Origin of the sequence: Oricola indica (assembly GCF_019966595.1) — a bacterium.
Taxonomy (GTDB): Bacteria; Pseudomonadota; Alphaproteobacteria; order Rhizobiales; family Rhizobiaceae; genus Oricola; species Oricola indica.
Genome location: NZ_JAINFJ010000012.1, coordinates 1 through 24,902 on the forward strand (window position 1 = coordinate 1; position 24,902 = coordinate 24,902).

The following is a 24,902-nucleotide window of genomic DNA, read 5'->3' on the forward strand; positions in this document are numbered from 1 at the left end:
CAGGCGCGGCATTGTTGGTGGAGTTCTCATAATGATCGCCTATCCTCACGCAAAGCCGTAATCAACTTGGCAATCCCATGTCGACCCCCTCCTTCTTGAGCATGGTCACCAGCGTATCATCCGACAGGACCGCGTCCGCGGTCTCGCGGTCGATCAGCGCGCGAATGCGCTGGCGCACGGATTCGGACGAATGACCGTCCTCGCCGCCATTGCTGGCGGCGATCGCGACTGTGAAGAAGTAGCGGAATTCCAGCATGCCGCGCGGCGTCAGCATGAACTTGTTGGCGCTGACGCGGCTGACGGTGGATTCGTGCATGCCGATCGCATCGGCGACCATTTTCATCGTCATCGGCTTCAGCGCGCTGACCCCATGGACGAAGAACCCGTCCTGCTGGCGCACGATTTCGGTCGCGACCTTGAGGATGGTGGTGGCGCGCTGGTCCAGGCTGCGTTCGAGCCATGTCGCATTCTGGAGGCATTCGCTCATGAAGAGCTTTTCGTCCGGAGAAAGGCTGGAGCGGGAAACCTTCGAATAATAGTCCCGATCGACGAGCACGCGCGGCAACGCGTCGGGATTGAGTTCGATGTGCCAGCTCTGGTCGGCGCCTTCGCGGACTTCGACGTCATAGATGATCGCCTCCATGCCCGAGGAATCGTAGGCGAGACCGGGACGCGGATCGAGCGTGCGGATTTCGGCCAGCATGTCGATCAGGTCGCCCTCGTCGACGCCGCAAATGCGCGACAGCGCCTTGAAATCGCGCCGGGCGAGCAGCGGCAGATGCTCGAGCAGGGCCGCCATGGCCGGATCGAGGCGGTCCATCCGGCGCAGTTGCAGCGCCAGGCACTCGGCGAGATCGCGGGCGAAAACGCCGGGAGGATCCATCTCCTGCAACGCGCCGAGAACGGCATCGGCGTCCTCGCGCTCGCAGCCGATGCGCGCCGAAAGTTCGTCGAGATCGGTGTCAAGATAGCCGTTCGGATCGAGCGCATCGACCAGTTCGTGGGCGATGAGGCGGTCGGGGGCGGTGCGCAAGGTCATGCTGATCTGTTCGATCAGGTGATCGCGCAACGTCAAATCCCCGGCGACGATCGCCTCAAGATCGAAATCTGTGTCCGGTCGCCCGATAACATCCGATCCCGAGCGGCCGGGCATCGCGCCGGACGGCGACTGTTTGTTTTCGGCGTGTCCGGGATCATCTGGAAAAACGTTGTCGAGCGAGGTGTCGAGCTTGTCGGCAATCGCGGTCGCGCTGACCTCCAACTGATCCATCGACCAGTCCTGCGACTGCGCATTCTCCGTCTCGACGCCGTTTTCGCGCGCCGGCGCGGGCTCCAGGTCCGGGCCGGACTCGTCGTTGCGATTGCGTTCCAGCAACGGATTGATCTCGATCTGCTCCTGCACGAAGCGGTCGAGTTCAAGTTGCGTGAATTGCAACAGCCTGATCGACTGAAGAAGCTGCGGCGTCATCACCATCGACTGGCTTTGCCGCAGATTGAGTTTGGCCGATAACGCCATCCCCGATTACCTGACCTTCCAACGCGTCACTCAACTGGCCCGAAAATTGCTTATCGCGAGCCCGCTGTCAAATGCCTAATGTGAAATGCGTTAAAGGGAGAAGCTTTCGCCGAGATACAGACGCCGCACGTCCGGGTTTGCGATGATCTCGTCCGGCGTGCCCTGGGTAAGCACCTTGCCGGCATGGATGATATAGGCGCGATCGATGAGACCGAGGGTTTCACGGACGTTGTGGTCGGTAATGAGTACCCCGATCCCGCGCTGGGTCAAGTGGCGCACAAGCTCCTGAATGTCCGAGACGGCAATCGGATCGACACCTGCGAAGGGTTCGTCGAGCAGCATGAAGGCCGGGTCGGACGCCAGGGCGCGCGCGATTTCGCAACGCCGCCGCTCGCCGCCCGAAAGGGCGATGGAGGGCGCCTTGCGCAGATGCGCGATGGAGAATTCGTCAAGCAGTTCATCCAGCTTGCGCCGGCGCTCCGCGGCGCTCTTCTCGACGACCTCGAGGACGCCCATGATATTCTTCTCGACCGTCAGGCCGCGAAAGATCGAGGCTTCCTGCGGCAGGTAGCCGATGCCGAGGCGCGCCCGCTGATACATGGGCATGCCGGTGACGTCGTTGCCGTCGATCAGGATCTGGCCGGAATCGACCGGGACGAGGCCGGTCACCATGTAGAAGCAGGTCGTCTTGCCGGCGCCGTTGGGGCCGAGCAGGCCGACCGATTCGCCGGCGCGCACGCCCATCGTCGCGCCATCCACGACCCTGCGGCCGCGATAGCTCTTCGACAGACCGCGCGCGACGAGCGTGCCCAGCATGCGGTCGGATCCGGCCGGCACGTCTTCGACGTCGAGCGGCTTGTCCGACATGCCAGCGACCGATTGCACGCCGTCACCGCGGGAACGCCCCTTGGCATCGCGCCTGCGGAAAAGATCGAGCACTGACACCGGCGGCGCCCCTAGTTGCCCTGGAGCGAACGCGGCTGGAGCAGGATGGTTGGCCGGCTACCGGCGTCGCCACAACCCTGCAGGGTCGCACGGCCCGACTGCATCGCGACAGTCAGCTTGCAGCCCGTCGCGACATTGCCGCTGTCCGACAGGGTGACCTGCTTTCCGGACAGGACGAGGACCTGGCTCGCCATGTCGAACACGCCGGAATCACCGGTGGCGACCTGCGTGCCGGACTGGATGTTGACGCCGCCCGACGCCTCTAGCTTCTCGATCTGCGAGCCGCCGGCGGTCAGCGATCCGCCCGACGCGCCTGCCGCGTAATGGATGACGAGCCTGCCCGTGCGCAGGACGGTGTCGTCCTGGGCGACGCGGACATTGCCGCTGAACACGGCGCGGCCCTGGTCTTCCAGCACCTCCAGCTTGTCGCCCTCGATCTGAACGGGACGGCTGCTGTCGATGCGCAGGCCCGTGGCACTGCTGGATTGGCTCCATGCGGCATTCGGCAGGCCGAGCGATGCTGCGAGCAGCGACGCGGCCAAGACGGCTGCCCGGCGCAAGGAGGGCTTGGTTATCATGGTCATTCCCCTGTCTGTGCGCCGGCATTGCCGGACGACTGCCCAAGCCTGCCCGCAGGCTGGAACTCGTCCGGCTGTATCACAAGTTTGACGCGGCTTTCAAAGACCAAACGCTTGCCATTGTTCTCCACGGTGAGGCGGTCCGCCTCTATGGAGGCGCCCTGCGTGGTGATGCGCACGGGATCGGGCGTGGTAAGACTGCCCGAGGCGATGTCGATATCGGCGGTGTCCATTTCGACCGTCGTGCCGTCGGTCGTCACGACGGTGATCGAATCGCGCATGGTTATCCGGTTCGCTTCGGAATCGTAGGTTCCGGCATTGGCGGAGATTCGCGCGCTCACCGTATCGTCGATCGGCACGCTGGCCTGCAGGCGCTCGAGATCGATCACGTCGCTGCCGGTGAGGTCCTGGATGGCGCGTGCGGCGCTGACCGAATAGGGCCGGTTCTCCGATGTCCGTCCGTCGAGCTTGGGATTGCTCATGACGAGCTTGCCGCCGCGAATCGCCGTCGAGGCGACATCGATGCCGGCGCCCGGCGCAATCCTGGAAATCCAGATCGCACCGATCACCACGACGAGTACGACACCCCCGATGATCGGCAGGGCGCGCTTCGCCTTGCGCACGCGACCGGAATGGGACCGGGCGACGCGATAGGCGCGCTGACGCGCCGCGTTCGGCGCGACGGCCGCGTCGCGGCTTCCCGATTTCCCGTCATGATACATCAAATGATCTCGCCAAGCCGCGCATGCGCGCTTATGTTGATTCCCGGATCGGCCCAAGAAGTGGCGATCCGATGGCAAAACGCAAGCCCGCGGCCCTTTATCGCCGCCACGAGCAGATTTCCGGGAGTATCATGTCCGACCTTTCCGCCGATGACATCATCGACCGCAGGCGTTTGCGGCGAAAACTGACATTCTGGCGTGTCGCTGCGGTCATCGTCGCGATCGCCGCCCTGTTCGCCATCGCATGGTCGTCGATGCCCGACGAGCGTTTCGGGGCGAAATCGCGCCCGCATATCGCGAAAATCAGCATTGCCGGCACGATCCTGGAGGACGAGGACCTGCTCGACCTGATCGAGAAAGCCGGCGAAAGCGAAGCGGTGAAGGGCGTGATCCTGGCCGTCGATTCGCCCGGCGGCACGACGGCGGGCGGCGAAGCGATTTTCGAAGCGGTGCGCAAGCTCGCGGCGGAGAAACCGGTCGTCAGCCAGGTCGGAACGCTCGCGGCTTCCGCCGGATACATGATCGCCTCGGCCGGCGACCATATCGTCGCGCGCAAGACCTCCATCATCGGGTCGATCGGCGTTCTCGTGCAATATCCGAACTTCGCCGAGATGCTGGACAATCTCGGTATCGACGTGCGCACCATCAAGTCGAGCCCGCTGAAAGCCGAACCGGGCATGTTCGACACCCCTCCACCGGGCGCGGAGGAGATGATGCGGCGGATGGTGCTCGACAGCTATGAGTGGTTCAAAGACCTTGTAAAAGACCGCCGGGGACTAACCGAATCCGAAATCACGGCGCTTGCCGACGGGTCCGTCTTCACGGGACGCCAGGCGCTGGAGCGCAAGCTCGTGGACGGTCTCGGCGGCGAGGAAACAGCCCAGGAATGGCTGGAATCCAAGGGGGTCGCCGAGAATCTCGACATCATCGAATGGCAGAAAGGTCAGCCGGCGACCGATCTCTTCTGGGCGCGCGCCGCGATGGAATGGATCGGATTCGACTTCACAAAAAAATCTGCCGTCGATGCGATCGCCGACCGGGTACTGCTTGACGGTCTTGTCTCCGTTTGGCACGTTGGCTCGTGAATGCCGGCATGTCCACCGGACGGAGGGGCCGCCTTGATAAAATCCGAACTCGTACAGATCATCGCCAACAGGAACCCACACCTGTTCCAGCGCGACGTGGAAAATATCGTCAATGCGGTGTTCGACGAGATCACCGACAGCCTGTCGCAGGGCAATCGCGTGGAACTGCGCGGATTTGGCGCATTCTCGGTCAAGAACCGGCCGGCGCGCGAAGGCCGCAACCCGAGAACCGGGGAAAAAGTCTCCGTCGAGGAAAAATGGGTACCCTTTTTCAAGACGGGCAAGGAACTGCGCGAGCGTCTCAACAAGTAACCGAAGCGTCGCCGGGCTTGACAGTAAGCCTCGCGTGCTGGAGTTGATGGACTCATGATCCGGCGGCTGATTTCGATCTTCATCACCATTCCGCTGGCGGTCGTGCTGATTGCGCTCGCCGTCGCCAATCGCGGCTCCGCGCCGCTGCGTTTCGATGTCTTCAATCCCGACAATCCGGCCCTGACCGTGAACGCTCCGATGTTCATCTGGCTGTTCGGGGCGGTCGCCATCGGCGTGATCGCGGGCGGCATCGGCGCCTGGTTCGCCCAGGGCAAGCACCGCAAGATGGAGCGGCGCTACAAGAAGGAAGCCGACAGCCTGCGTTACGAGGTCGAAGGCCAGAAACGCCAATCCGACACCGAGACCGCGACCGGGCGGTCTCTCGTGATGTCCCGCTAACGAGCATTTCATGCATTTCATTTCCGCCGACGATCTCGACCGGCTCTATACGTTTCCCGCCGTCATCGACGCGCTGGGCGAGGCGTTCGCGGCCGGTGTGAACGCACCGCTTCGCCATCACCACACGATCGAACACGAGGGCGGCTTGGACCAGACCCTCCTGCTGATGCCGGCCTGGAGCAAGGCCGTCACGGAAGGCCATATCGGCGTCAAGATCGCGACGGTCACGCCCGACAACGGCAAACTGTCCCTGCCCGCCGTGATGGCGTCCTACATTCTCATGGACGGCAAGACCGGAGCGCCGCAGGCTCTGATCGACGGCACGCGGCTGACCTTGTGGCGCACCTCCTGCGCCTCGGGTCTCGCTGCGCGGTATCTCGCCCCGTCCTCGCCGGAGACGCTGCTGGTCGTCGGCGCGGGCGAACTGGCGCCGTTTCTGGCGCGCGCCCATGCAAGCGTGCGCGATTACAAGCGGATCGTCGTGTGGAACCGCTCCGCCGGCAATGCCGAGAAACTTGCCGCATCGCTCATCGAGGACGGGTTCGACGCCAGCGCGACAACCGATCTCGACGATGCCGTCAGCAAGGCTGACACGATCACCGCCGCGACGCTTTCCCCGGTTCCGCTGATCAAGGGCGAATTGCTGAAGCCCGGAACCCATGTCGATCTCGTCGGTGCGTTCACGCCCAAGATGCGAGAGAGCGACGATGACTGCATTCGCCGCGCTTCCGTTTTCGTCGATACGATCGAGGGCGCGAGCAAGGAGGGCGGGGACATCGTCCAGCCGCTCGCCGCCGGGGTGATGACGGTCGACGATATCCGCGCCGATCTCCACGCGCTGACCACCGGGGCGCATTCCGGCCGGGCCTCCGACGATGAGATCACGCTGTTCAAATCGACCGGCGCGGCACTGGAAGACCTCGCCGCCGCGATCCTCGCGGCGGAACTGGCGGCGTAACAGGCCCGACAAGGCGCGTGCATGGCGTTCCCGCATCTTGGAATTGCGCCACGATTGCGCCATAGACTGCGCCATTGACGCGAGAGCCCTATCCTTGGCGAAGAACGATCCGAAGAAAAAGAACAAGTCCAGGCCACGGCCCGGTTCAGCCGCGCCCGCGCAGCGCCGGGACGGCGACGGCCGCCAAGGCGGTTTCCGGCCCCGCCCGAAACACGCCCAGCCGACCGCGAAGACCGAAGCCGCGCCGCCGCGCCCGGCGAGGACGCAGCGCAGCGGCGCTGTTCCGCGCGGCGAAGCGCCGGTGATCCTGGAGACGATGCCGGATGCGGACTACGCCCTGATCGACTGCGGCGACGGCGAAAAGCTGGAGCGCTACGGCCCCTACCGCATCGTGCGCCCGGAGGCGCAGGCGATCTGGGCGAAGAAACTGCCGCGCGCGGAATGGGACAAGGCGGACGCCGTCTTCACCGGCGATACGGACGAGGAAGGGCTTGGACGCTGGCGCTTTCCGGGTCAGCAACTCGGCGAGACATGGGAAATGGCGTTCGACGGCATTCCCTATTTCGGCCGCTTCACCTCGTTTCGCCATGTCGGGGTGTTTCCCGAGCAGGCGGCGCACTGGCGCGACATGGCGGATCGGATCGCCGCAGCGGACCGGCAGCTCAAGGTGCTCAACCTGTTCGGCTATACCGGGGTGGCCTCGCTGGTCGCGGCGAAGGCCGGCGCGCATGTGACCCATGTCGATGCGTCGAAGAAGGCGATCACCTGGGCGCGCGAAAACCAGGACCTCGCCAAGCTTTCCGACCGGCCGATCCGCTGGATCTGCGAGGACGCGCTGAAATTCGTGCAGCGCGAGGCACGGCGCGGCAATTCCTACGACATCATCCTGCTCGATCCGCCCGCCTATGGGCGCGGACCGGCTGGCGAAGTCTGGCAGTTGTTCGACAATTTGCCGGAGATGCTCGACACATGCCGCGACATTCTTTCGAAAGATGCGGTGATGATGACGCTGACGGCCTATGCCATCCGCGCATCCTTCTTCGCCATGCACGAGATGATGCGCGACGTCTTCACCGGTTATGGCCGGGCGGGGCTGATCCAGTCAGGCGAACTCATCCTGCGCGAGGACGCTGGCGACAGGGCCCTGTCGACATCGCTTTACAGCCGCTGGATCGCCGGAGACGCCCCATGAGTTCGTCCGTGCGCGCACCGGGCCGGGTGAAGGAGATCACCAGCCTCGCCAACCCGATCATCAAGGATATCCGGCTGCTGGAAAAGAAGCGGTACCGCGACGAAACCGGGCTTTTCCTCGCCGAGGGCATGAAGCTCGTCATCGACGCCATCGAATCGGCTTGGGCAATCCGCACGCTGATCTATGCGAAGGCCGGCAAAGGGTCGGACACCGTCGAGGCGCTCGCCGCGCGCTGCCTGGCGCATGGCGCGGATGTGCTGATCGTTTCCGAAAAGGTGCTCGGCGCGATCGCGCGGCGCGACAATCCGCAAATGGTCATGGGCGTCTTCGAGCAGCGCTGGACCGCGCCGGCGGCGATCAGGCCGGGCGGTAACGACACATGGATCGCGCTCGACCGGGTTCGCGATCCGGGAAATCTCGGCACGATCATCCGCACCGCCGACGCGGCCGGCGCGAAGGGCGTCATCCTTGTTGGCCAGACGACCGACCCCTTCGCCACCGAGACCGTGCGGGCGACGATGGGGTCCGTGTTCGCGATGCCGCTTTGCCGGATGAGCGAGGCCGATTTCATCGCCTTCGCAAAGTCATGGCCGGGCATGGTCGCCGGCACGCATCTGAAGGGCGCGGTCGACTACCGCAAGCCCGACTATGCAAGCGATCCGGTCCTCCTCGTCATGGGCAACGAGCAGGCGGGCATGACCGCCGAACTGGCGGATGCCTGCACGCAACTGATCAAGATCCCGCAGGCCGGACGGGCCGATTCGCTCAACCTGGCGATCGCGACCGGTGTCGCGCTGTTCGAGATCCGCCGGCACGCGCTGACCTTCGACGGAGACGACGCATGAAGAGCCTTCTGCCGGCCGCGACCGCGATCGGGCTGGTCGCCGCCGCCGACCGCATATCCAAGCTGCTCGTCGAGCAGAACATGGCCTATCAGGAAAAGATCGACCTGCTGCCGTTCTTCGCGCTCTACCGGACACACAATGAGGGCATCGCCTTCTCGCTGCTGTGGGGTCTGGGGGCGCTGCCCCTGATCGCGATCAGCCTTTTCGTGATCGCCTTCGTGCTGTGGCTGTGGCGCTCCAGCCCGGCCGACCGCATCCTGTCGCATATCGGCTTCGCGCTCGTCATCGGCGGGGCGATCGGGAACCTGATCGACCGTGCGATGTTCGGCTATGTGATCGACTATTTCCTGTTTCACACCTCGTTCTGGTCGTTTGCGGTCTTCAATCTGGCCGATGCGGCGATTACGGTGGGCGCGGGCCTGATCATCCTTGACGAGATCCTGGCCTGGCGGAACGAGAAAGCGGACGGCAAGGCCGACTGAACAGCAAGACCAACCCTGACACGGAGGACGACATGACCGACAGTTTCAAGGCGATCATGATTTCGCGCGACGAGGACAAGAAACAGTCCGTCGGCGTCGAGACCCTGACGATCGACGACCTGATGGACGGCGATGTCGTCGTCAAGGTCGAGGCGACAACGGTCAACTACAAGGACGGGCTGGCAATCACCGGCAAGTCGCCGGTCGTTCGCCACTGGCCGATGATCCCCGGCGTCGATTTTGCCGGCACGGTCGAACATTCCGACAATCCCGACTGGAAGCCGGGCGACAAGGTGATCCTGAACGGCTGGGGCACCGGCGAGACGCATTACGGCGCCTATGCGGGCAAATCGCGCGTCAAGGGCGACTGGCTGATCGCGCGGCCGGACAGCATTTCGGCGCTGGACGCGATGGCCGTCGGCACGGCGGGCTATACGGCGATGCTGTCAGTCATGGCGCTGGAACGCCACGGCATCACACCGGATCGCGGCCCCGTCGCGGTGACCGGCGCCAATGGCGGCGTTGGATCGGTCGCGATCTCGATTCTCGCCAAGCTCGGCTATCACGTCATCGCCTCGACAGGGCGGATGTCAGAGGAAGGATTCCTGAAGGATCTCGGCGCGGCCGAAGTGATCGACCGGGCGGAGCTCTCCGAACCGGGACGGCCGCTCGGCAAGGAAAGATGGGCGGCGGCGATCGATTCCGTCGGCTCGCACACGCTCGCCAACCTGCTCGCGCAGACGCAATATGGCGGCGCCGTCGCGGCCTGCGGGCTGGCACAGGGCTTCGACCTGCCGACGACCGTGATGCCTTTCATCCTGCGCGGCGTGTCGCTGCTCGGCATCGATTCGGTGATGGCGCCGAAGGCGCTGCGCGAGGAGGCGTGGGCCCGCATCGCGACCGATCTCGACGCCTCGAAGCTTGCCAGCTTGTCGACGACCATCGGCTTCGACGACGTTATCGACACCGCCCATGCGATCCTCGACGGCAAGGTTCGCGGCCGTGTGGTGATCGACATGGCGCGCTGACGAGCGAATCTGGCCATTTCGGCACGGTTCGCGAAAGTTTTAGCAATGTGGGAAACCACGTTCTAACCGCCCAGTGATATTCGGAGCCCATGGAAAAGGGCTCCACTCTGGATAAACTCAAACGGGCCGGACAACGGCTCGCCCGCTGGCTTGTGCCAACCGCGCGGACGGCCGACGCGCAGGCACGCCTGCAGGAGGATTTGCGCGCCATGCGCGCCGCACGCGAGGAGGCGGAGCGCGCGAGCCGCGCCAAGTCGCGATTCCTGGCGATGACCAGCCACGAAATCCGAACGCCGCTCAACGGGATCATCGGCATGGGCAAGCTGCTCGCCGATACCGAACTGACGCCCGAACAGCAGAATTATGTCGAGGCCGTCACCGATTCGAGTGAAGCGCTGCTGACGCTCGTCAACGACCTGATGGAGTTCGCCCGCGTCGAATCCGGCGATCTCGAACTGCATCCCCAGCAGACGGCGATCGCCCCGCTCGTCAGCGGCGTCGCCGAGTTGCTGTGCGGACGGGCCTACGCCAAGGGCATCGATTTCGGCTACTACCTCGCGCCGGACCTGCCCGTCAGCGCCACTTTCGATCCCGGGCGGTTGCGCCAGGTTCTCACCAACATCATTGGCAATGCGGTCAAGTTCACCGAGATCGGCGGCGTGTCGGTCACGGCCGGCCATCACGAGGGCATGCTGGAAATCGCCGTCGCGGATACCGGCCCCGGCATCGCGGGCGCGGACCAGGCGCGGATATTCAAGGAATTCGAGCAGGCTGCGATCGGGTTCGACCGACCCCATGAGGGCATCGGCCTCGGTCTCGCCATCTCGCGCAAGATCGTCGAAGCCGCCGGCGGCTCGATTACGCTGGACAGCCGGATTGGCGAGGGATCGCGCTTCGTTATCCGTTTTCCGGTGGGCGATCCGGAAGCCGCTTCACCCGCCCGGACGGATTTGTCCGGACGCGAGGTGGCGATCCTCAGTCCGAACACGGTGGAAGCCGGCCTGCTGCGGCAAGCGCTGCGCGATGCCGGTGCGCGGGTGACGCTGCATTCGACCCGCGACGAGGCGATCGCCGCGTGCCGCGAGAGCGGCGGCGACACGATCCTGATCGCCGACAACAGGATCGATGACGGCGCCGGCACATTTCTCGATTTCGACGGTTTTCCCGCAAGACTGATCGCGCTTATCGAGGCGGATGACCGCGGGTCGACCGGCGCTGAATTCAAGGAGGCGGGACATGCCTTCCTGACCCGTCCGGTGCGTCCGAGCACGCTGCTGCGTGTCGTTTCGAGCCAGGCCGACGCGCCGGCGGATCGGGCGCCGTCCAGGAAAAGCCCTGCCAAACCGGCGCGCCCCCCTTCCGGCCTCAACGTGCTGGTCGCTGAGGACAATCCCGTCAATGCGCTGCTGACGCTTCGGATGCTGGAGAAACTCGGGCACCGCGTGCACCACGTCGAGAACGGCAAGGCCGCTGTCGAGGCCGTACGCTCCAATCGCCAGGCTTCGCCCTTCGACATCGTATTGATGGACCTGCACATGCCCGTGATGGACGGTATCGAGGCGATCGCGGCGCTGCGGCGCGAGGAAGACGAAGGCGGCATGACGCCGGTTGGAATTATCGCTCTGACGGCGGACGTCCTGCCCGAGACGCATGTGGCTGTCATCAATGCCGGCGCCGACGGCATCCTGACGAAACCCGTCGATCCGGACGAATTCGGTGCGCGGCTCGCCCGTCTCAACAGCAAAGCGGCCTGACGCCCGCTCCTGCCGGCATCTTGTCACCGTCATTCAGTTGTCGCATTAGCTGTCTAGCGAAAACGCAATCGCCGGCCCGACGATTCGGCGCTGCCGGCGCAATTACCCTTCGTCCAGAAAAGGGTTCGGGATGACTATCGCCAATCAGCCATCTGCCACGAAACTTGCAGCGACCCCGCTCGCCGACGGTGCATCTGTCGATGCATCCCTGCTCGGGGAGATCGGTTCCCTCCAGGCGCGACTGGTGCGCGATGCGAAGGAACTGGACGCCGCGCAAAGGCTGCGGTTCCGCGTCTTTCGCGAAGAAATGGGGCCGGCCGTTTCATCCGATTGCGCCACCGCCGACCGCGACGAGGACTGTTTCGACGCCATTTGCGACCACCTGATCGTCGTGGACACGAGCCTGCCCGGCGACACGACGGACCGTATCGTCGGCACCTACCGGCTGCTGCGCGACCAGGTCGCGGAGCGCGCCGGCGGCTTCTATTCGGCCGGGGAATACGCGATCGACGCCCTGATCGCCCGTCATCGGGGAAAGCGTTTCCTCGAACTGGGCCGCTCCTGTGTGATGCCCGCCTATCGTTCGAAGCGCACGATCGAATTGTTGTGGCAGGGCATCTGGGCCTATTGCCTGCGCCACGAGATCGACGTGATGGTCGGATGCGCCTCGTTTCCGGGCGCGGATACGCAATCGCATGCGCTGCCGCTCTCCTTCCTGCACCAGCACGCCCGTGCGTCCGGTGAATGGGCTGTCGATCCGGCGACACAAGACGCCGTTGCGATGGACATTGTTCCCGAGGACGCGATCGACATGAAAGCGGCGCTTGCCGCCATGCCGCCGCTCATCAAGGGCTATCTCCGGCTCGGCGCCAAATTCGCCGACATGGCCGTGCCGGACCATGCGTTCGGAACGACCGACGTGATGGTGATCCTGCCGGTCGCAGCGATCAGCGACCGCTATGTGCGCTACTACGGCGCGGATGCAGGCCGCTTCGCGCCGGGCGCGAAGACAGCCTGACCGGCCTCAGGCGTTCGCGTTGTAGGCCGCGATTGCCGCCATGTTGACGATGTCGGCGTCCTTGGCGCCCAGCGAGACGATCTGCACCGGCTTGTTGAGCCCGACCAGCAGCGGCCCGATCACGGTCGAGCCGCCCAGTTCCTGAAGCATCTTCGTGGAAATCGACGCCGAGTGGAACGCCGGCATGACGAGCACGTTGGCCGGGGCCGAAAGCCGGCAGAACGGGTATTGCGCCATGACGTCGGCATTGAGCGCCACATCGGCCGCCATCTCACCGTCATACTCGAAATCGACGCGGCGCTTGTCGAGGATACGAACGGCCTGCTTGACCTGTTCGGAACGCTCGCTGGGCGGGTCGCCGAAGGTGGAGAAGGCGAGCAGCGCGACGCGGGGCTCGTAGCCCATGCGCCGCGCCTGGCCGGCGGCTTCCTCGGCGATATCGGCAAGCTGCTCCGCCGAGGGCATGTCATGGACGGCAGTGTCCGCGACGAGCACGGTGCGTCCGCGACACAGCGCCAGCGACATGCCGATAACCCGGTGCCCCGGACGAGCGTCGATAACCCGGCGAACGTCGGCCAGCGCCGTCGAGTAGTTGCGCGTAACGCCCGTCACCATTCCGTCGGCATCGCCGAGCGCCACCATGGCGGCAGCGAAATGGTTGCGATCATTGTTGATCAGGCGCTGGCAGTCGCGGAAGAGATAGCCCTGTCGCTGGAGCTTTTCGTACAGATAGTCGGCATAGACGCCGTTGCGCTTCGATAACCGCGCATTGATGATCTCGATATTCGGACGGTCGAGTTCGACACCGGCCTCCTTCGCCGTGTTGCGCACGAGGTCCTCGCGGCCGAGCAGGATGGCGGTGCCGAGCTGCTGGTTCACGTAGGACACGGCGGCGCGCATCATCTGCTCCTCCTCGCCTTCCGTGAACACGATGCTCTTGGGATGACGGCGGACGCGCTCGTAGATGCGCTGCAGCGTGGATGCGATCGGATCGCGCCGCGCCGACAGTTGGTTGGCATAGGCGTCGAAATCGGTGATCTCGCGCCGGGCAACGCCGGTATCCATCGCCGCTTTGGCGACGGCGACGGGGATCGCCGAGATCAGGCGAGGATCGAAGGGAACGGGAATGATGTAGCCGGGACCGAATTTCGGCCGGTTGCCGGCATAGGCCGCAGCGACATCATCCGGGACGTCTTCGCGGGCGAGGTCGGCAAGCGCCTGCGCGGCGGCGGCCTTCATCGCCTCGTTGATCTCTGTCGCGCGCACATCGAGCGCGCCGCGGAAGATATAGGGAAAGCCGAGGACGTTGTTGACCTGGTTGGGATAGTCCGACCGGCCGGTCGCCACGATGGCGTCGGACCGGATCGCGGCAACCTCTTCCGGCGTGATCTCGGGATCGGGATTGGCCATGGCGAAGATGATCGGATTGTCGGCCATGGAGCGCACCATGTCCTCGGTCAGCGCGCCCTTGACCGACAGGCCGAGAACCACATCCGCACCCTCCAGCGCGTCGGCGAGCGATCGCCGGTCCGTCCTGACCGCGTGCGCCGATTTCCACTGGTTCAGCCCTGTCGAGCGGCCCTGGTAGATGACGCCCTTGGTGTCGCACAGGATGACGTTCTCATGCGGTACGCCCATGGACTTGATGAGCTCGATACAGGCAATGGCCGCCGCGCCGGCGCCGTTGCAGACGATCTTCGCCGTCTTGAGATCGCGCCCGGTGAGATGCAGCGCATTGATCAGGCCGGCGGCCGCGATGATGGCCGTGCCGTGCTGGTCGTCATGGAAGACGGGGATATCCATCTCCTCGCGCAGGCGCTGCTCGATGATGAAACAGTCGGGCGCCTTGATGTCCTCGAGGTTGATACCGCCGAAGGACGGTCCGAGGAGACGCACGCAATTGACGAATTCGTCGATGTCCTTGGTGTCGACCTCGAGATCGATGGAGTCCACGTCGGCGAAGCGCTTGAACAGCACCGCCTTGCCTTCCATCACCGGCTTGGAAGCCAGCGCGCCGAGATCGCCGAGACCAAGGATCGCCGTGCCGTTGGAAATCACGGCGACCATGTTGCCGCGCGCCGTATAGTCGAACGCCTTGACTGGATCCTCGGCGATCGCTTTCACGGGAACGGCGACGCCCGGCGAATAGGCCAGCGACAGATCGCGCTGGGTCGCCATCGGCTTCGTGGGGGTGATCTCAAGCTTGCCGGGCCGGCCCCGCGCGTGAAAATCCAGCGCTTCCTGCTCGATGACCCGGGGGCGCGCGTCGCCACCTCCGCCTGCCGCGGATTTCGGAGATTTCGCCATGGACGTTTCCAACCGTTTTTATCGTTGTCCCAAACAAGATGGGGAGCTTGTCCTAAGGCTATTTGCCCTGCCTGTAAACGCGACTATGACTCGGAAAACCCCGGGTCACTGTTCCTGAAATGCTGACAAAGACCGCACAGACCGCCGCACCAACGCCGATGATGGCGCAATATCTGGAGATCAAGGACGCGAATCCGGATTCGCTCCTGTTCTACCGGATGGGCGATTTTTACGAGCTGTTTTTCGAGGACGCCGAGATCGCCTCGCAGGCGCTGGGCATCACGCTGACCAAGCGCGGCAAGCATCTCGATGACGACATTCCGATGTGCGGCGTGCCGGTGCATGCCGCCGACGACTACCTGCAAAAGCTGATCGGAAAAGGCTTCCGCGTCGCCGTCTGCGAACAGCTGGAGGACCCAGCCGAGGCCAAGAAGCGCGGCTCGAAGGCGGTCGTCAGACGCGACGTAACGCGGCTGGTGACGCCCGGAACGATCACCGAGGAAAAGCTGCTCGACCCGTCCGAGAGCAGCTACTTCATGGCTGTGGGGCGCACGAAATCCGGCTCCGGCCCGGAAATGGCGCTGGCCTGGATCGACATCTCGACCGGGCATTTCCGCATCGCGGCCACGGCGCCGGAGCGCCTGCTTTCCGACATTTCGCGCATCGGCCCGCGCGAGATCACGGTCGCCGACAGCGTGTTCTCCGATCCGGATTTGCGACCGGTTTTCGACCTGCTCGGTCTTGCCGTGACGCCCCTGCCCTCGGCCTTCTTCGACAGCGCGACGGCGCATGACCGTCTCGCCCGCTTCTATGGCGTGCAGACGCTCGACGGTTTCGGCGCGTTCTCGCGGGCCGAACTGGCCGCCGCGGCGGGCGCCATCGCCTATGTCGAGCGCACGCAGATTTCCGAACGGCCGGCATTGCAGCGGCCCGAGCGCGAGGATGCCGGCTCGACCCTGTTCATCGATCCGGCCACGCGGGCCAATCTGGAAATCGAACGTACATTGTCGGGGTCGCGGCAAGGCAGCCTGCTCAAGGCCATTGACCGCACCGTCACCGGGGGCGGCGCGCGACTGCTCGCCGAAAGGCTGCGCTCGCCGCTGACCGACTGCCGGGCGATCGATGCGCGACTGGATTCGGTCTCCTTCTTCCTTTCCGCCGACGACCGGCTGACCGATGGGTTGCGCGATGTCCTGAAGGGATGCCCGGACATGCCGCGCGCCCTTTCGCGGCTTTCGCTCAATCGCGGAGGCCCGCGCGACCTGCTGGCGCTCGCGCAGGGTCTGGAGGCCGCAACCGAGGCACAAAGGCTGCTGGCGTCGATCGACCTGCCGGAAGAACTGGGCGAAGCCAGCAAGTTGCTCGCGCATGCGCCGCACGCGGTCACCGAAAGTCTTTCCTCCGCGCTCGACGACGACGTGCCGCTGTTGAAGCGTGACGGCGGTTTCGTGCGTGCGGGACACAATGCGGAACTCGACGAAATGCGGGCGTTGCGCGACGAATCGCGCAAGGTGATCGCCGGACTGCAGGCACGCTATGCCGAGGAAACCGGCGTCCGGTCCCTGAAGATCAAATACAACAACGTTCTCGGCTATTTCATCGAGGTGACGGCGTTGAACGCCGATGCGCTGACCGGCACGGACGAGGCGAAAGGCCGGTTCATCCACCGGCAGACGCTCGCCAGTGCGATGCGTTTCACCACGACGGAACTCGCCGATCTCGAAAGCCGCATCGCCAACGCCGCCGACCGTGCGCTGTCGATCGAACTCGCGGTGTTCGAAAGGCTGCAAGGCGAAGTCATCGCGGCGGCCGATGCGATCCGTGGCGCGGCGCTGGCGCTGTCGGTAATCGACGTCTCGGTGGCGCTGGCGCGGCTTGCCGAAACGGAGGGCTATTGCCGTCCGAAGATTGACGACAGCCGCAATTTCGCGGTCGTCGCGGGCCGGCATCCGGTGGTCGAGCAGGCCTTGCGCAAGCAGGCCGCCAATCCTTTCGTGGCCAATGATTGCGATCTTTCGCCGAATGGCGGCGGCGAGCAGGGCGCGATCTGGCTCCTGACCGGGCCGAACATGGGCGGCAAGTCGACCTTCCTGCGCCAAAACGCGCTGATCGCGATCCTCGCCCAGACCGGCTCCTTCGTGCCGGCTGGAAGCGCGCATCTCGGCGTGGTCGACCGGCTGTTCAGCCGGGTCGGAGCATCCGACGACCTGGCGCGCGGGCGCTCAACCTTCATGGTCGAGATGGTCGAAACCGCCGCGATCCTGAACCAGGCCGGGGACCGGTCGCTGGTGATCCTCGACGAGATCGGACGCGGCACCTCGACATTCGACGGGCTTTCGATTGCCTGGGCGACGGTCGAGCACCTGCATGCGAAGAACCGCTGCCGCACGCTGTTTGCGACGCATTTCCACGAATTGACGGCGCTGGCCGAGACACTGGAAAGCCTCCACAACGTCACCATGCGGGTGAAGGAGTGGGAAGGCGACGTCGTGTTCCTGCACGAAGTGGCGAAGGGCGCCGCCGACCGGTCCTATGGCGTACAGGTCGCCAAGCTCGCCGGGCTTCCGGAAAGCGTCGTGTCACGCGCCCGCGACGTGCTCGACCAGCTGGAGGCGCAGGGCCGCGACACCAAGGCGTCGAAGCTCGTCGACGACCTGCCGCTGTTTTCAGCCGAGATCAGGCGCACCGCGCCTCAAGTGCAATCGAGCGCCGTCGAGGAGGCGCTGTGCGACCTCGTGCCCGACGAGATGACGCCGCGCGAGGCGCTCGAAACGCTCTACCGCCTCAAGGCGCTGTCGGGAAAGCGCGATTGAAGGTATGTGACAAGCGCGCGGCGTTTCGGTATGAGGCTCACAAGAGCCCCCGGACCAAGAAATGACGGCAGTCGACACCTCCCCCCAACCCGCACTCGACCTCGAAACGCTTCGATCCGACCTGATCGCGATCGCCGACCGCATGGGCGGCGACGGCGCACCGCATACGGTTCGCGCCGACGTGCTCGCGCATCTGAAAACCGTGCTGACCGCGAGCCGGCAGGAAGCGGAAAAACAACTGTTCGAGGACGGCAGCGGCATCGCCTGCGCGCAGCGCCTGTCCGACGACATGGATGTGATGATCCGCGCGATCTACGATTTCGCCATCGACAAGGTGTTCAAGGTCAACAACCTGTCGTCCGGCGAGCGGCTGGCGCTGGTCGCGGTCGGCGGTTACGGCCGCGCCACGCTGGCACCCGGCTCCGATATCGACCTGCTTTTCGTGCTGCCCTACAAGCAGACCCCGCTCGGCGAGCAGCTGGCGGAATACATTCTCTACATGCTGTGGGATCTCGGCCTGACAGTCGGGCACGCGACGCGATCGATCGACGAGTGCGTGCGCCTGTCCAAGACGGACACGACCATCTGCACCGCCATTCTCGACATGCGCTATCTCTATGGCGAGAAAGCCCTCTACGACGAGCTTAACACGCGTTTCGACACCGATGTGGTGCAGAACACGGCGTCCGGCTTCATCCAGGCGAAGCTCGCCGAACGCGACTCGCGCCACAAGCGCATGGGCGAGACACGCTACCTCGTCGAGCCGAACATCAAGGACGGCAAGGGCGGATTGCGCGACCTGCAAACGCTGTTCTGGATCGCGAAATATTTCTACCGGCTGTCCAACCGCTCCGATCTCGTCCGCAAGGGCGTGCTGAGCCGGGCCGAATACAATCTCTTCGTCAAATGCGAGGACTTCCTGTGGGCGGTGCGCTGCCACCTGCATTTCCTGACCGGCAAGGCGGAGGAACGCCTCGGCTTCGAGGTTCAGCGCAGCCTCGCGGACCGGCTCGGCTACAAGAGCCATCCGGGCCTGAAGGACGTCGAGCGCTTCATGAAGCACTACTTCCTGATCGCCAAGGATGTCGGCGACCTGACGCGCATTTTCTGCGCGGCGCTCGAGGAGGAAGAGGTCAAGAATGCACCCGGCTTCAACCGGCTGCTGCAAACGCTTCCGTTTTCCAGACGCAGCCGCAAGATCCGCGGCACCGAGGATTTCGTCGTCGAGAACAAGCGCATCAATGTCGCCGGCGACGACGTGTTCGAGAAGGATCCGGTCAACATCATCCGCATGTTCTGGTTCGCCGACCGCGACGAGCTGGATTTCCATCCCGACGCCCTGCAACTGACCCGCCGGTCGCTCAAGCTGATCCGAAAGGCGCTGCGGACAGATCCCGAAGCCAACCGGCTGTTCATGGACATCCTGACCTCGCGCCGCGATCCGGCGCTGAACCTCAGGCGCATGAACGAGGCCGGCGTTCTCGGCCGCTTCATCCCCGATTTCGGCAAGGTCGTGGCGATGATGCAGTTCAACATGTACCACCACTTCACGGTGGACGAGCACCTGATCCGCTCGGTCGACGTCTTGTCGAAGATCGAGAACGGGTCGCTCGAGGAAGATCACCCCCTCGCCTCCTCGCTGCTGCCGGACCTCGAGGATTACCGGCGCATCCTTTACACGGCGCTCTTCCTGCACGACATCGCGAAGGGGCGGCCCAAGGACCATTCGATCGCCGGCGCGGAAGTGGCGGAGAAGCTGTGCCCGAGGCTCGGCTTCACGGCGGCCGAGACCGAACTCATCGCCTGGCTGATCCGCGACCATCTGACGATGAGCACGGTCGCACAATCACGCGATCTCTCCGACCGCAAAACGATCGAGGATTTTGTCGCGACGGTGCAGACGGTGCTGCGGCTCAAGCTCCTGGTCATCCTGACGGTCTGCGACATTCGCGCGGTGGGCCCCGGTGTATGGAACGGCTGGAAAGGGCAATTGCTGCGCACGCTCTATTCGGAGACGGAACTGGCGCTGAGGGGCGGCGTTTCGGAGATCAATCGCAGGCAACGCGCGGCAATCGCGCGCGAGCACCTGCTGGAAAGCCTCTCCGACTGGCCGGAAAAGGAACGCCAGGCCTATGTCGACCAGCACTACGATAACTACCTGCTGACCGTCGATATCGAGGACCAGGTGCAGCATGCGGCGTTCATCCGCAAGGCGATGGCGGAGGACAAGAAACTCGCGACCTCGGTCTTCACGAGCCAGTTCCAGGCGATCACGGAAGTCACCGTGCTGGCACCCGACCATCCGCGCCTCCTGTCGATCATCGCGGCCGCCTGTTCGAGCGCGGGCGCGAAGATCGACGGCGCGCATGTCTTCACCACGCGCGACGGCTGGGCGCTCGACACGATCCTGATCAACCGCGAATTCACCGACGACGGCGACGAGTATCGCCGGGCCTCGCGGATCGGCAAGGTGATCGAGGACGTGCTGGCGGGCCGCGAATACGTGCCCAACATGCTGGCCCACAAGATGAAGCCGCGGCGCGGGCTGAAGGCCTTCCAGATCGAACCGGCGGTGGCGATCAAGAACACGCTGTCGAACCGTTTCTCGGTGATCGAAGTGGAGGGGCTGGACCGTCCGGGCATCCTGTCGGAGATCACCGGCGCGCTGTCCGACCTGACGCTCGATATCCGCTCGGCGCATATCACCACGTTTGGCGAGAAGGTGGTCGATACGTTCTACGTCACCGATCTGACCGGCCACAAGATCACCGACCCGGTGCGCCAGAAGCGCATCCGCAAGGTGCTGACGGACGTGCTGATGGGGCGCGGCGACGACAACCCCGTCGTGCAGGTCAGCCCCGGACTGGCGAAGTCCGGCTCCAGAAAGGCGAGCTAGGCTATGAGCCTTTTCGGCAAGTTTCTCGGCGTCGGCAGCGCGACTGCGGCGAGCCGGGTTCTGGGCTTCGCGCGCGAGGCGCTGATTGCCGCCGCACTGGGCGCTGGCCCGGTTGCCGACGCCTTCTACGCGGCGCTACGCTTTCCGAACCTGTTCCGCCGCCTGTTCGCCGAAGGAGCCTTCAACTCCGCCTTCGTTCCGATCTTCGCGAAGGAGCTGGAAACCGGCGGCAAGGACACCGCGGCGCGGTTCGCCGGCGAGGTCTTCTCCGTGCTCGCGCTCGTGTTGCTGGCATTCACGGCGGTGGCACTGGTTTTCATGCCATTCCTGACCGCGACGGTGATTGCGGCAGGCTTCCGCGACTCGCCCGACAAGTTCGACCTGACAGTGCTTTTGGCGCGCATCATGTTCCCCTATCTGGCCGCGATGTCGCTGGTCGCGATGCTGTCGGGCATCCTCAACTCGTTTCGGCGGTATTTCCTCGCGGCGCTGGCACCGGTGCTGCTCAACGTCGTTCTGATCGGCGTGCTGCTGGTGGCTCTCTACCAGGGCTGGGACGGCCCGAATATCGGCGTGGGGCTTGCCATCGGCGTCGCAATCGCCGGACTTCTGCAACTCGGACTGCTGGTCTACGGGCTCGTTCGGCTCGGTTTCCGCTTCGCGCCGCAACGGCCAAGGCTGACGCCGCAGGTGCGGCGTCTTCTCGCCCTCGCCGCGCCGGCGGCGCTGACCGGCGGGATCGTGCAGATCAACCTCGTCATCGGCCAGATCATCGCGTCGCAGCAGGACGGCGCGATCGCGCTGCTCAATTATGCCGACCGCATCTACCAGCTGCCGCTCGGGATGATCGGCATTGCTATCGGCGTGGTGTTGTTGCCGGAACTGGCGCGCGCGCTCGGCGCCGGCGAGACACGGACCGCGCTGACGTTGCAAAACCGCAGCCTGGAATTCGGGCTGGCGCTGACAGTGCCGGCGGCCGTGGCGCTGGCTCTGACGCCGGTGCCTTTCATCGCCGTCATCTACGAACGCGGCGCGTTTGCCCCCGAAACGACACAGGCCGCGGCAAGCGCACTCGCCGCCTTCGCCATCGGCCTGCCCTCCTTCGTGCTGATCAAGGTGCTGCAGCCGGCCTATTTCGCGCGCGAGGACATGAAGACGCCGATGTGGTACTCGCTCGTCTCGCTGGTGATCAATGCCGGGGGCAGCATCGCGCTGTTTCCCTCGCTCGGCCATGTCGGCATCGCCGCGGCGACAAGCCTCGCCGGCTGGGCCAATGCCGGCCTTCTCGGATGGACGCTGTGGCGGCGGGATCATTTCCGGCCCGCGCCGGAGACGCTTCGCCGCATCGGGCTCGTGCTGGTCTGCACGGCCGCGATGAGCATGGTCCTGCTCGGCTCGTGGGCGGTGATGCAGGAGCGTTTCTTCGTTTCCGGCATCCTCGTTCGCGCCGGGATCGCGGTGCTGCTGATCGCCGTCTCTATGATTGTCTATTTCGGACTGGCGATCGTGACCGGGGCGGTCGACCGCTCGATGCTGGCGCGCACGATCCGGCGGGACCGCGCGCCCGCGGCGGCCGACTGACAGCCACTTGAAGGATTGGCCGGCGCCTGCCATAAGCGCGCCGCAAGATACCCATGCAGACGGTTCTGATCTGCAACGGGGCCCTCCACCAGCTTCGGGATCACGATCATGAGCAGTTTCGAACCCCTCGTCTTTTCGGGTGTGCAGCCGACCGGCAACCTGACACTCGGCAACTATCTCGGCGCGATCCGGAAATTCGTCGCGCTGCAGGACAATTATGACTGCATCTATTGCGTCGTCGATCTTCACGCGCTGACCGTCAATCCGTCCCCGGCCGAACTGATCAACGGCACGCGGTCGATCGCGGCGGCGTATCTCGCCTCGGGCATCGACCCCGTAAAGCACATCGTGTTCAACCAGAGCCGCGTCTACCAGCACGCCGAACTGGCCTGGATCTTCAATTGCGTCGCACGCATGGGCTGGCTGAGCCGGATGACCCAGTTCAAGGAAAAGGCCGGCAAGGACCGCGAGAACGCTTCGGTCGGTCTGTTTGCCTATCCGAACCTGATGGCGGCGGACATTCTGGTCTATCGCGCGACCCATGTTCCGGTCGGCGACGACCAGAAACAGCACCTGGAACTGGCGCGCGACATCGCCCAGAAGTTCAACAACGACTATTCCGAACGGATCGGCGAACTGGGAATCGGCATACCGGTCGAGGTTGGTGACGAAACCGTCAATGGCTACCTGCCGATCACCGAACCGCTGATCGAGGGGCCGGCGACGCGCATCATGAGCCTGCGCGACGGCACCAAGAAAATGTCGAAATCCGACCCCTCCGACCTGTCGCGCATCAATTTGACCGACACGTCCGACGATATCGCCAAGAAGATTCGCAAGGCCAAGACGGACCCCGAGGCGCTGCCGAGCGACAGTGGCGGTTTCGAAGGCCGGCCCGAGGCGGAGAATCTGGTCAATATCTACGCGGCGTTGACCGGGACGAGCATGGACGCGGTTCTGAAGGATTTCGGCGGCCAGCAATTCTCGGCCTTCAAGCCGGCGCTTGCCGATCTGGCGGTCGAAAAGCTGAGCCCGATCGCCGATGAAATGCGCCGCCTGCTGGCCGATCCCGGACATATCGACGCGGTTCTGGCCGATGGCGGGGAACGCGCCTCCGTGCTCGCGGAAAAGACCATGGTGGATATCAGGCGGATCGTCGGGCTTTCCGCCTGAGGTTACGCGGCGGGCTTTCGTGCACCGCATGACGCGCCAATATCTCGGCGCTTGAAGCGGTCGCGGCGGCGTGCCATTTATCGGCCATGGTAACAAGACGACTGATCAACGAAACCGGCCATCACCGCAAGTTCATGGCGGTGATCGACGACACGCCCGAATGCGAGCGGGCGGTCCTCTATGCCGCGCGGCGCGCGCTCAAGACCAATGGTGGCGTGATCCTGCTCTATGTCATCGAGCCGGGCGACTTCCAGCACTGGCTGGGCGTCGAACAGGTCATGCGCGCCGAGGCGCTGGAAAGGGCGGAAGCGACACTTGCCAAGCACGCCGCCTTCGCGCGCGAGAAGGCGGGTATCGAGGCGGAGAACGTCATTCGCGAGGGCGTTCCGGTGGAGCAGATCCACGCATTGATCGAGGAAGACCAGGATATCGGCATTCTCGTGCTCGCCGCCGGCGAAGCCAAGGAAGGCCCCGGCCCGCTGGTCTCGTCGATCGCGGGGCGCAACGCGGCATTCCCCATTCCCGTGACCGTCGTTCCGCACAGTCTCAGCGACGAGGATATCGAGAGCCTTTCCTGACCGCGTCTGGCGCGCGTCGTGAAAAAGGCGCATGTCACTTGCTTGATATAGCCGACCATTCGGCCTATTTTAGAAACATTCCAAACTGATCGCCGGAGCGACACGATGTTCATCCAGACCGAAGCGACCCCCAATCCCGCCACGCTGAAATTCCTGCCGGGCAAGGTCGTGCTCGAAAGCGGGACCGCTGATTTCCGGGACGCGGACGAGGCATCGGCGCAATCGCCGCTGGCCGGCGTGCTGTTTTCGATCGACGGCGTCACGGGCGTCTTCTTCGGCTACGACTTCGTCACCGTCACGAAGGATGACGGGTTCGAGTGGCATCATCTGAAGCCCGCGATCCTCGCCGGGATCATGGAGCATTTCATGTCCGATGCGCCGGTCATGATGACGGACAATACCGGCATCGAAACCGCGCCGGGAGAGGAATTCTACGAAACGGACGACGAGCCGATCGTGGCCACGATCAAGGAACTGCTGGATACCCGCGTTCGCCCGGCTGTCGCCCAGGACGGTGGCGACATCACCTTCAAGGGATATCGCAAGGGCACGGTTTTCCTTCACATGAAAGGCGCCTGCGCCGGCTGTCCGTCCTCGACGGCGACGCTCAAACACGGCATCCAGAACCTGCTGCATCACTTCATTCCCGAAGTGCAGGGTGTCGAAGCCGTCTGACGAAACACAGCATCCGACAAAGAAAAAGCCGGGTTTCGAACCCGG

The 24,902-nt window shown here is 64.4% G+C and carries 21 protein-coding genes; 16 read left to right on the top strand and 5 right to left on the bottom strand.

Annotated features, from left to right (window positions below):
- Positions 1-61 precede the first annotated feature (61 nt).
- The 4 genes from rpoN to lptC all read right to left on the bottom strand — a co-directional run bounded on the left by rpoN (position 62) and on the right by lptC (position 3,761).
- Positions 62-1,516, bottom strand: a complete 1,455-nt coding sequence (rpoN, locus tag LC343_RS21110; RefSeq protein ID WP_223479168.1) for an RNA polymerase factor sigma-54 — start codon at positions 1,514-1,516, stop codon at positions 62-64.
- A gap of 90 nt (positions 1,517-1,606) precedes the next feature.
- On the bottom strand, positions 1,607-2,383 hold the full coding sequence (gene lptB, locus LC343_RS21115) for an LPS export ABC transporter ATP-binding protein (RefSeq protein WP_223479248.1): 777 nt from the start codon (positions 2,381-2,383) through the stop codon (positions 1,607-1,609).
- Positions 2,384-2,472: 89 nt separating this feature from the next.
- Positions 2,473-3,039 (bottom strand): LptA/OstA family protein, encoded by a 567-nt coding sequence (locus LC343_RS21120; protein ID WP_223479169.1) that lies wholly within the window; start codon positions 3,037-3,039, stop codon positions 2,473-2,475.
- 2 nt (positions 3,040-3,041) lie between these two features.
- Entirely contained in the window at positions 3,042-3,761 is a 720-nt protein-coding gene (lptC, locus tag LC343_RS21125; RefSeq protein ID WP_223479170.1) for an LPS export ABC transporter periplasmic protein LptC, read from the bottom strand.
- Between the two features lie 131 nt (positions 3,762-3,892).
- Here lptC and sppA point away from each other — a divergent pair, with 131 nt between their 5' ends.
- The 10 genes from sppA to olsB all read left to right on the top strand — a co-directional run bounded on the left by sppA (position 3,893) and on the right by olsB (position 12,834).
- Positions 3,893-4,846, top strand: coding sequence for a signal peptide peptidase SppA (gene sppA / locus LC343_RS21130; protein WP_223479249.1), 954 nt, complete (start codon positions 3,893-3,895; stop codon positions 4,844-4,846).
- A gap of 33 nt (positions 4,847-4,879) precedes the next feature.
- Positions 4,880-5,158, top strand: a complete 279-nt coding sequence (locus tag LC343_RS21135; RefSeq protein WP_223479171.1) for an integration host factor subunit beta — start codon at positions 4,880-4,882, stop codon at positions 5,156-5,158.
- Between the two features lie 54 nt (positions 5,159-5,212).
- The gene (locus LC343_RS21140; protein ID WP_223479172.1) at positions 5,213-5,557 is read left to right on the top strand and encodes a LapA family protein; all 345 of its coding nucleotides are present in this window, start codon (positions 5,213-5,215) and stop codon (positions 5,555-5,557) included.
- Positions 5,558-5,567: 10 nt separating this feature from the next.
- Entirely contained in the window at positions 5,568-6,515 is a 948-nt protein-coding gene (lhpI, locus tag LC343_RS21145; RefSeq protein ID WP_223479173.1) for a bifunctional Delta(1)-pyrroline-2-carboxylate/Delta(1)-piperideine-2-carboxylate reductase, read from the top strand.
- 94 nt (positions 6,516-6,609) lie between these two features.
- Positions 6,610-7,707 carry an RsmD family RNA methyltransferase gene (locus LC343_RS21150; protein WP_223479174.1) on the top strand — a complete coding sequence of 366 codons (1,098 nt, stop codon included), beginning with the start codon at positions 6,610-6,612 and terminating at the stop codon, positions 7,705-7,707.
- Positions 7,704-8,552 carry a TrmH family RNA methyltransferase gene (locus LC343_RS21155; RefSeq protein WP_223479175.1) on the top strand — a complete coding sequence of 283 codons (849 nt, stop codon included), beginning with the start codon at positions 7,704-7,706 and terminating at the stop codon, positions 8,550-8,552. Before LC343_RS21150 ends, LC343_RS21155 begins: the two co-directional genes overlap by 4 nt.
- Positions 8,549-9,034 carry a signal peptidase II gene (gene lspA, locus LC343_RS21160; RefSeq protein ID WP_223479176.1) on the top strand — a complete coding sequence of 162 codons (486 nt, stop codon included), beginning with the start codon at positions 8,549-8,551 and terminating at the stop codon, positions 9,032-9,034. The genes LC343_RS21155 and lspA overlap by 4 nt, the downstream gene beginning before the upstream one ends.
- A gap of 32 nt (positions 9,035-9,066) precedes the next feature.
- Entirely contained in the window at positions 9,067-10,062 is a 996-nt protein-coding gene (gene acuI, locus LC343_RS21165; protein ID WP_223479177.1) for an acrylyl-CoA reductase (NADPH), read from the top strand.
- An 89-nt stretch (positions 10,063-10,151) separates the two neighbouring features.
- Complete coding sequence (locus LC343_RS21170) at positions 10,152-11,816, top strand: response regulator (protein ID WP_223479178.1); 1,665 nt, start codon at positions 10,152-10,154, stop codon at positions 11,814-11,816.
- A 130-nt stretch (positions 11,817-11,946) separates the two neighbouring features.
- A complete protein-coding gene (olsB, locus tag LC343_RS21175) occupies positions 11,947-12,834 on the top strand; it encodes a l-ornithine N(alpha)-acyltransferase (RefSeq protein ID WP_223479179.1) in 888 nt (295 codons plus the stop codon).
- A gap of 6 nt (positions 12,835-12,840) precedes the next feature.
- On the opposite strand, the gene LC343_RS21180 is transcribed toward olsB, so the two are convergent.
- The gene (locus LC343_RS21180; RefSeq protein ID WP_223479180.1) at positions 12,841-15,141 is read right to left on the bottom strand and encodes an NADP-dependent malic enzyme; all 2,301 of its coding nucleotides are present in this window, start codon (positions 15,139-15,141) and stop codon (positions 12,841-12,843) included.
- A 119-nt stretch (positions 15,142-15,260) separates the two neighbouring features.
- On the opposite strand from LC343_RS21180, the gene mutS reads away from it, so the two are divergent.
- The 6 genes from mutS (at position 15,261) to LC343_RS21210 (ending at position 24,857) form a co-directional block, all read left to right on the top strand.
- Entirely contained in the window at positions 15,261-17,954 is a 2,694-nt protein-coding gene (mutS, locus tag LC343_RS21185) for a DNA mismatch repair protein MutS (RefSeq protein ID WP_223479181.1), read from the top strand.
- Between the two features lie 61 nt (positions 17,955-18,015).
- Positions 18,016-20,850 carry a [protein-PII] uridylyltransferase gene (locus LC343_RS21190; protein ID WP_223479182.1) on the top strand — a complete coding sequence of 945 codons (2,835 nt, stop codon included), beginning with the start codon at positions 18,016-18,018 and terminating at the stop codon, positions 20,848-20,850.
- Between the two features lie 3 nt (positions 20,851-20,853).
- Entirely contained in the window at positions 20,854-22,431 is a 1,578-nt protein-coding gene (gene murJ / locus LC343_RS21195) for a murein biosynthesis integral membrane protein MurJ (RefSeq protein ID WP_223479183.1), read from the top strand.
- Positions 22,432-22,539: 108 nt separating this feature from the next.
- Entirely contained in the window at positions 22,540-23,604 is a 1,065-nt protein-coding gene (trpS, locus tag LC343_RS21200; protein ID WP_223479184.1) for a tryptophan--tRNA ligase, read from the top strand.
- Positions 23,605-23,690: 86 nt separating this feature from the next.
- Entirely contained in the window at positions 23,691-24,182 is a 492-nt protein-coding gene (locus tag LC343_RS21205; protein WP_223479185.1) for a universal stress protein, read from the top strand.
- A 105-nt stretch (positions 24,183-24,287) separates the two neighbouring features.
- A complete protein-coding gene (locus LC343_RS21210) occupies positions 24,288-24,857 on the top strand; it encodes a NifU family protein (RefSeq protein ID WP_223479186.1) in 570 nt (189 codons plus the stop codon).
- Positions 24,858-24,902: the final 45 nt, after the last annotated feature.

Coding starts and splice junctions, on each gene's coding strand:
- rpoN (WP_223479168.1), bottom strand. CDS start 1,516: ATGGCGTTATCGGCCAAACTCAATCTGCGGCAAAGCCAGTCGATGGTG.
- lptB (WP_223479248.1), bottom strand. CDS start 2,383: ATGTCGGACAAGCCGCTCGACGTCGAAGACGTGCCGGCCGGATCCGAC.
- LC343_RS21120 (WP_223479169.1), bottom strand. CDS start 3,039: ATGATAACCAAGCCCTCCTTGCGCCGGGCAGCCGTCTTGGCCGCGTCG.
- lptC (WP_223479170.1), bottom strand. CDS start 3,761: ATGTATCATGACGGGAAATCGGGAAGCCGCGACGCGGCCGTCGCGCCG.
- sppA (WP_223479249.1), top strand. CDS start 3,893: ATGTCCGACCTTTCCGCCGATGACATCATCGACCGCAGGCGTTTGCGG.
- LC343_RS21140 (WP_223479172.1), top strand. CDS start 5,213: ATGATCCGGCGGCTGATTTCGATCTTCATCACCATTCCGCTGGCGGTC.
- lhpI (WP_223479173.1), top strand. CDS start 5,568: ATGCATTTCATTTCCGCCGACGATCTCGACCGGCTCTATACGTTTCCC.
- LC343_RS21155 (WP_223479175.1), top strand. CDS start 7,704: ATGAGTTCGTCCGTGCGCGCACCGGGCCGGGTGAAGGAGATCACCAGC.
- lspA (WP_223479176.1), top strand. CDS start 8,549: ATGAAGAGCCTTCTGCCGGCCGCGACCGCGATCGGGCTGGTCGCCGCC.
- acuI (WP_223479177.1), top strand. CDS start 9,067: ATGACCGACAGTTTCAAGGCGATCATGATTTCGCGCGACGAGGACAAG.
- LC343_RS21170 (WP_223479178.1), top strand. CDS start 10,152: ATGGAAAAGGGCTCCACTCTGGATAAACTCAAACGGGCCGGACAACGG.
- olsB (WP_223479179.1), top strand. CDS start 11,947: ATGACTATCGCCAATCAGCCATCTGCCACGAAACTTGCAGCGACCCCG.
- LC343_RS21180 (WP_223479180.1), bottom strand. CDS start 15,141: ATGGCGAAATCTCCGAAATCCGCGGCAGGCGGAGGTGGCGACGCGCGC.
- mutS (WP_223479181.1), top strand. CDS start 15,261: ATGCTGACAAAGACCGCACAGACCGCCGCACCAACGCCGATGATGGCG.
- LC343_RS21190 (WP_223479182.1), top strand. CDS start 18,016: ATGACGGCAGTCGACACCTCCCCCCAACCCGCACTCGACCTCGAAACG.
- murJ (WP_223479183.1), top strand. CDS start 20,854: ATGAGCCTTTTCGGCAAGTTTCTCGGCGTCGGCAGCGCGACTGCGGCG.
- trpS (WP_223479184.1), top strand. CDS start 22,540: ATGAGCAGTTTCGAACCCCTCGTCTTTTCGGGTGTGCAGCCGACCGGC.
- LC343_RS21205 (WP_223479185.1), top strand. CDS start 23,691: ATGGTAACAAGACGACTGATCAACGAAACCGGCCATCACCGCAAGTTC.
- LC343_RS21210 (WP_223479186.1), top strand. CDS start 24,288: ATGTTCATCCAGACCGAAGCGACCCCCAATCCCGCCACGCTGAAATTC.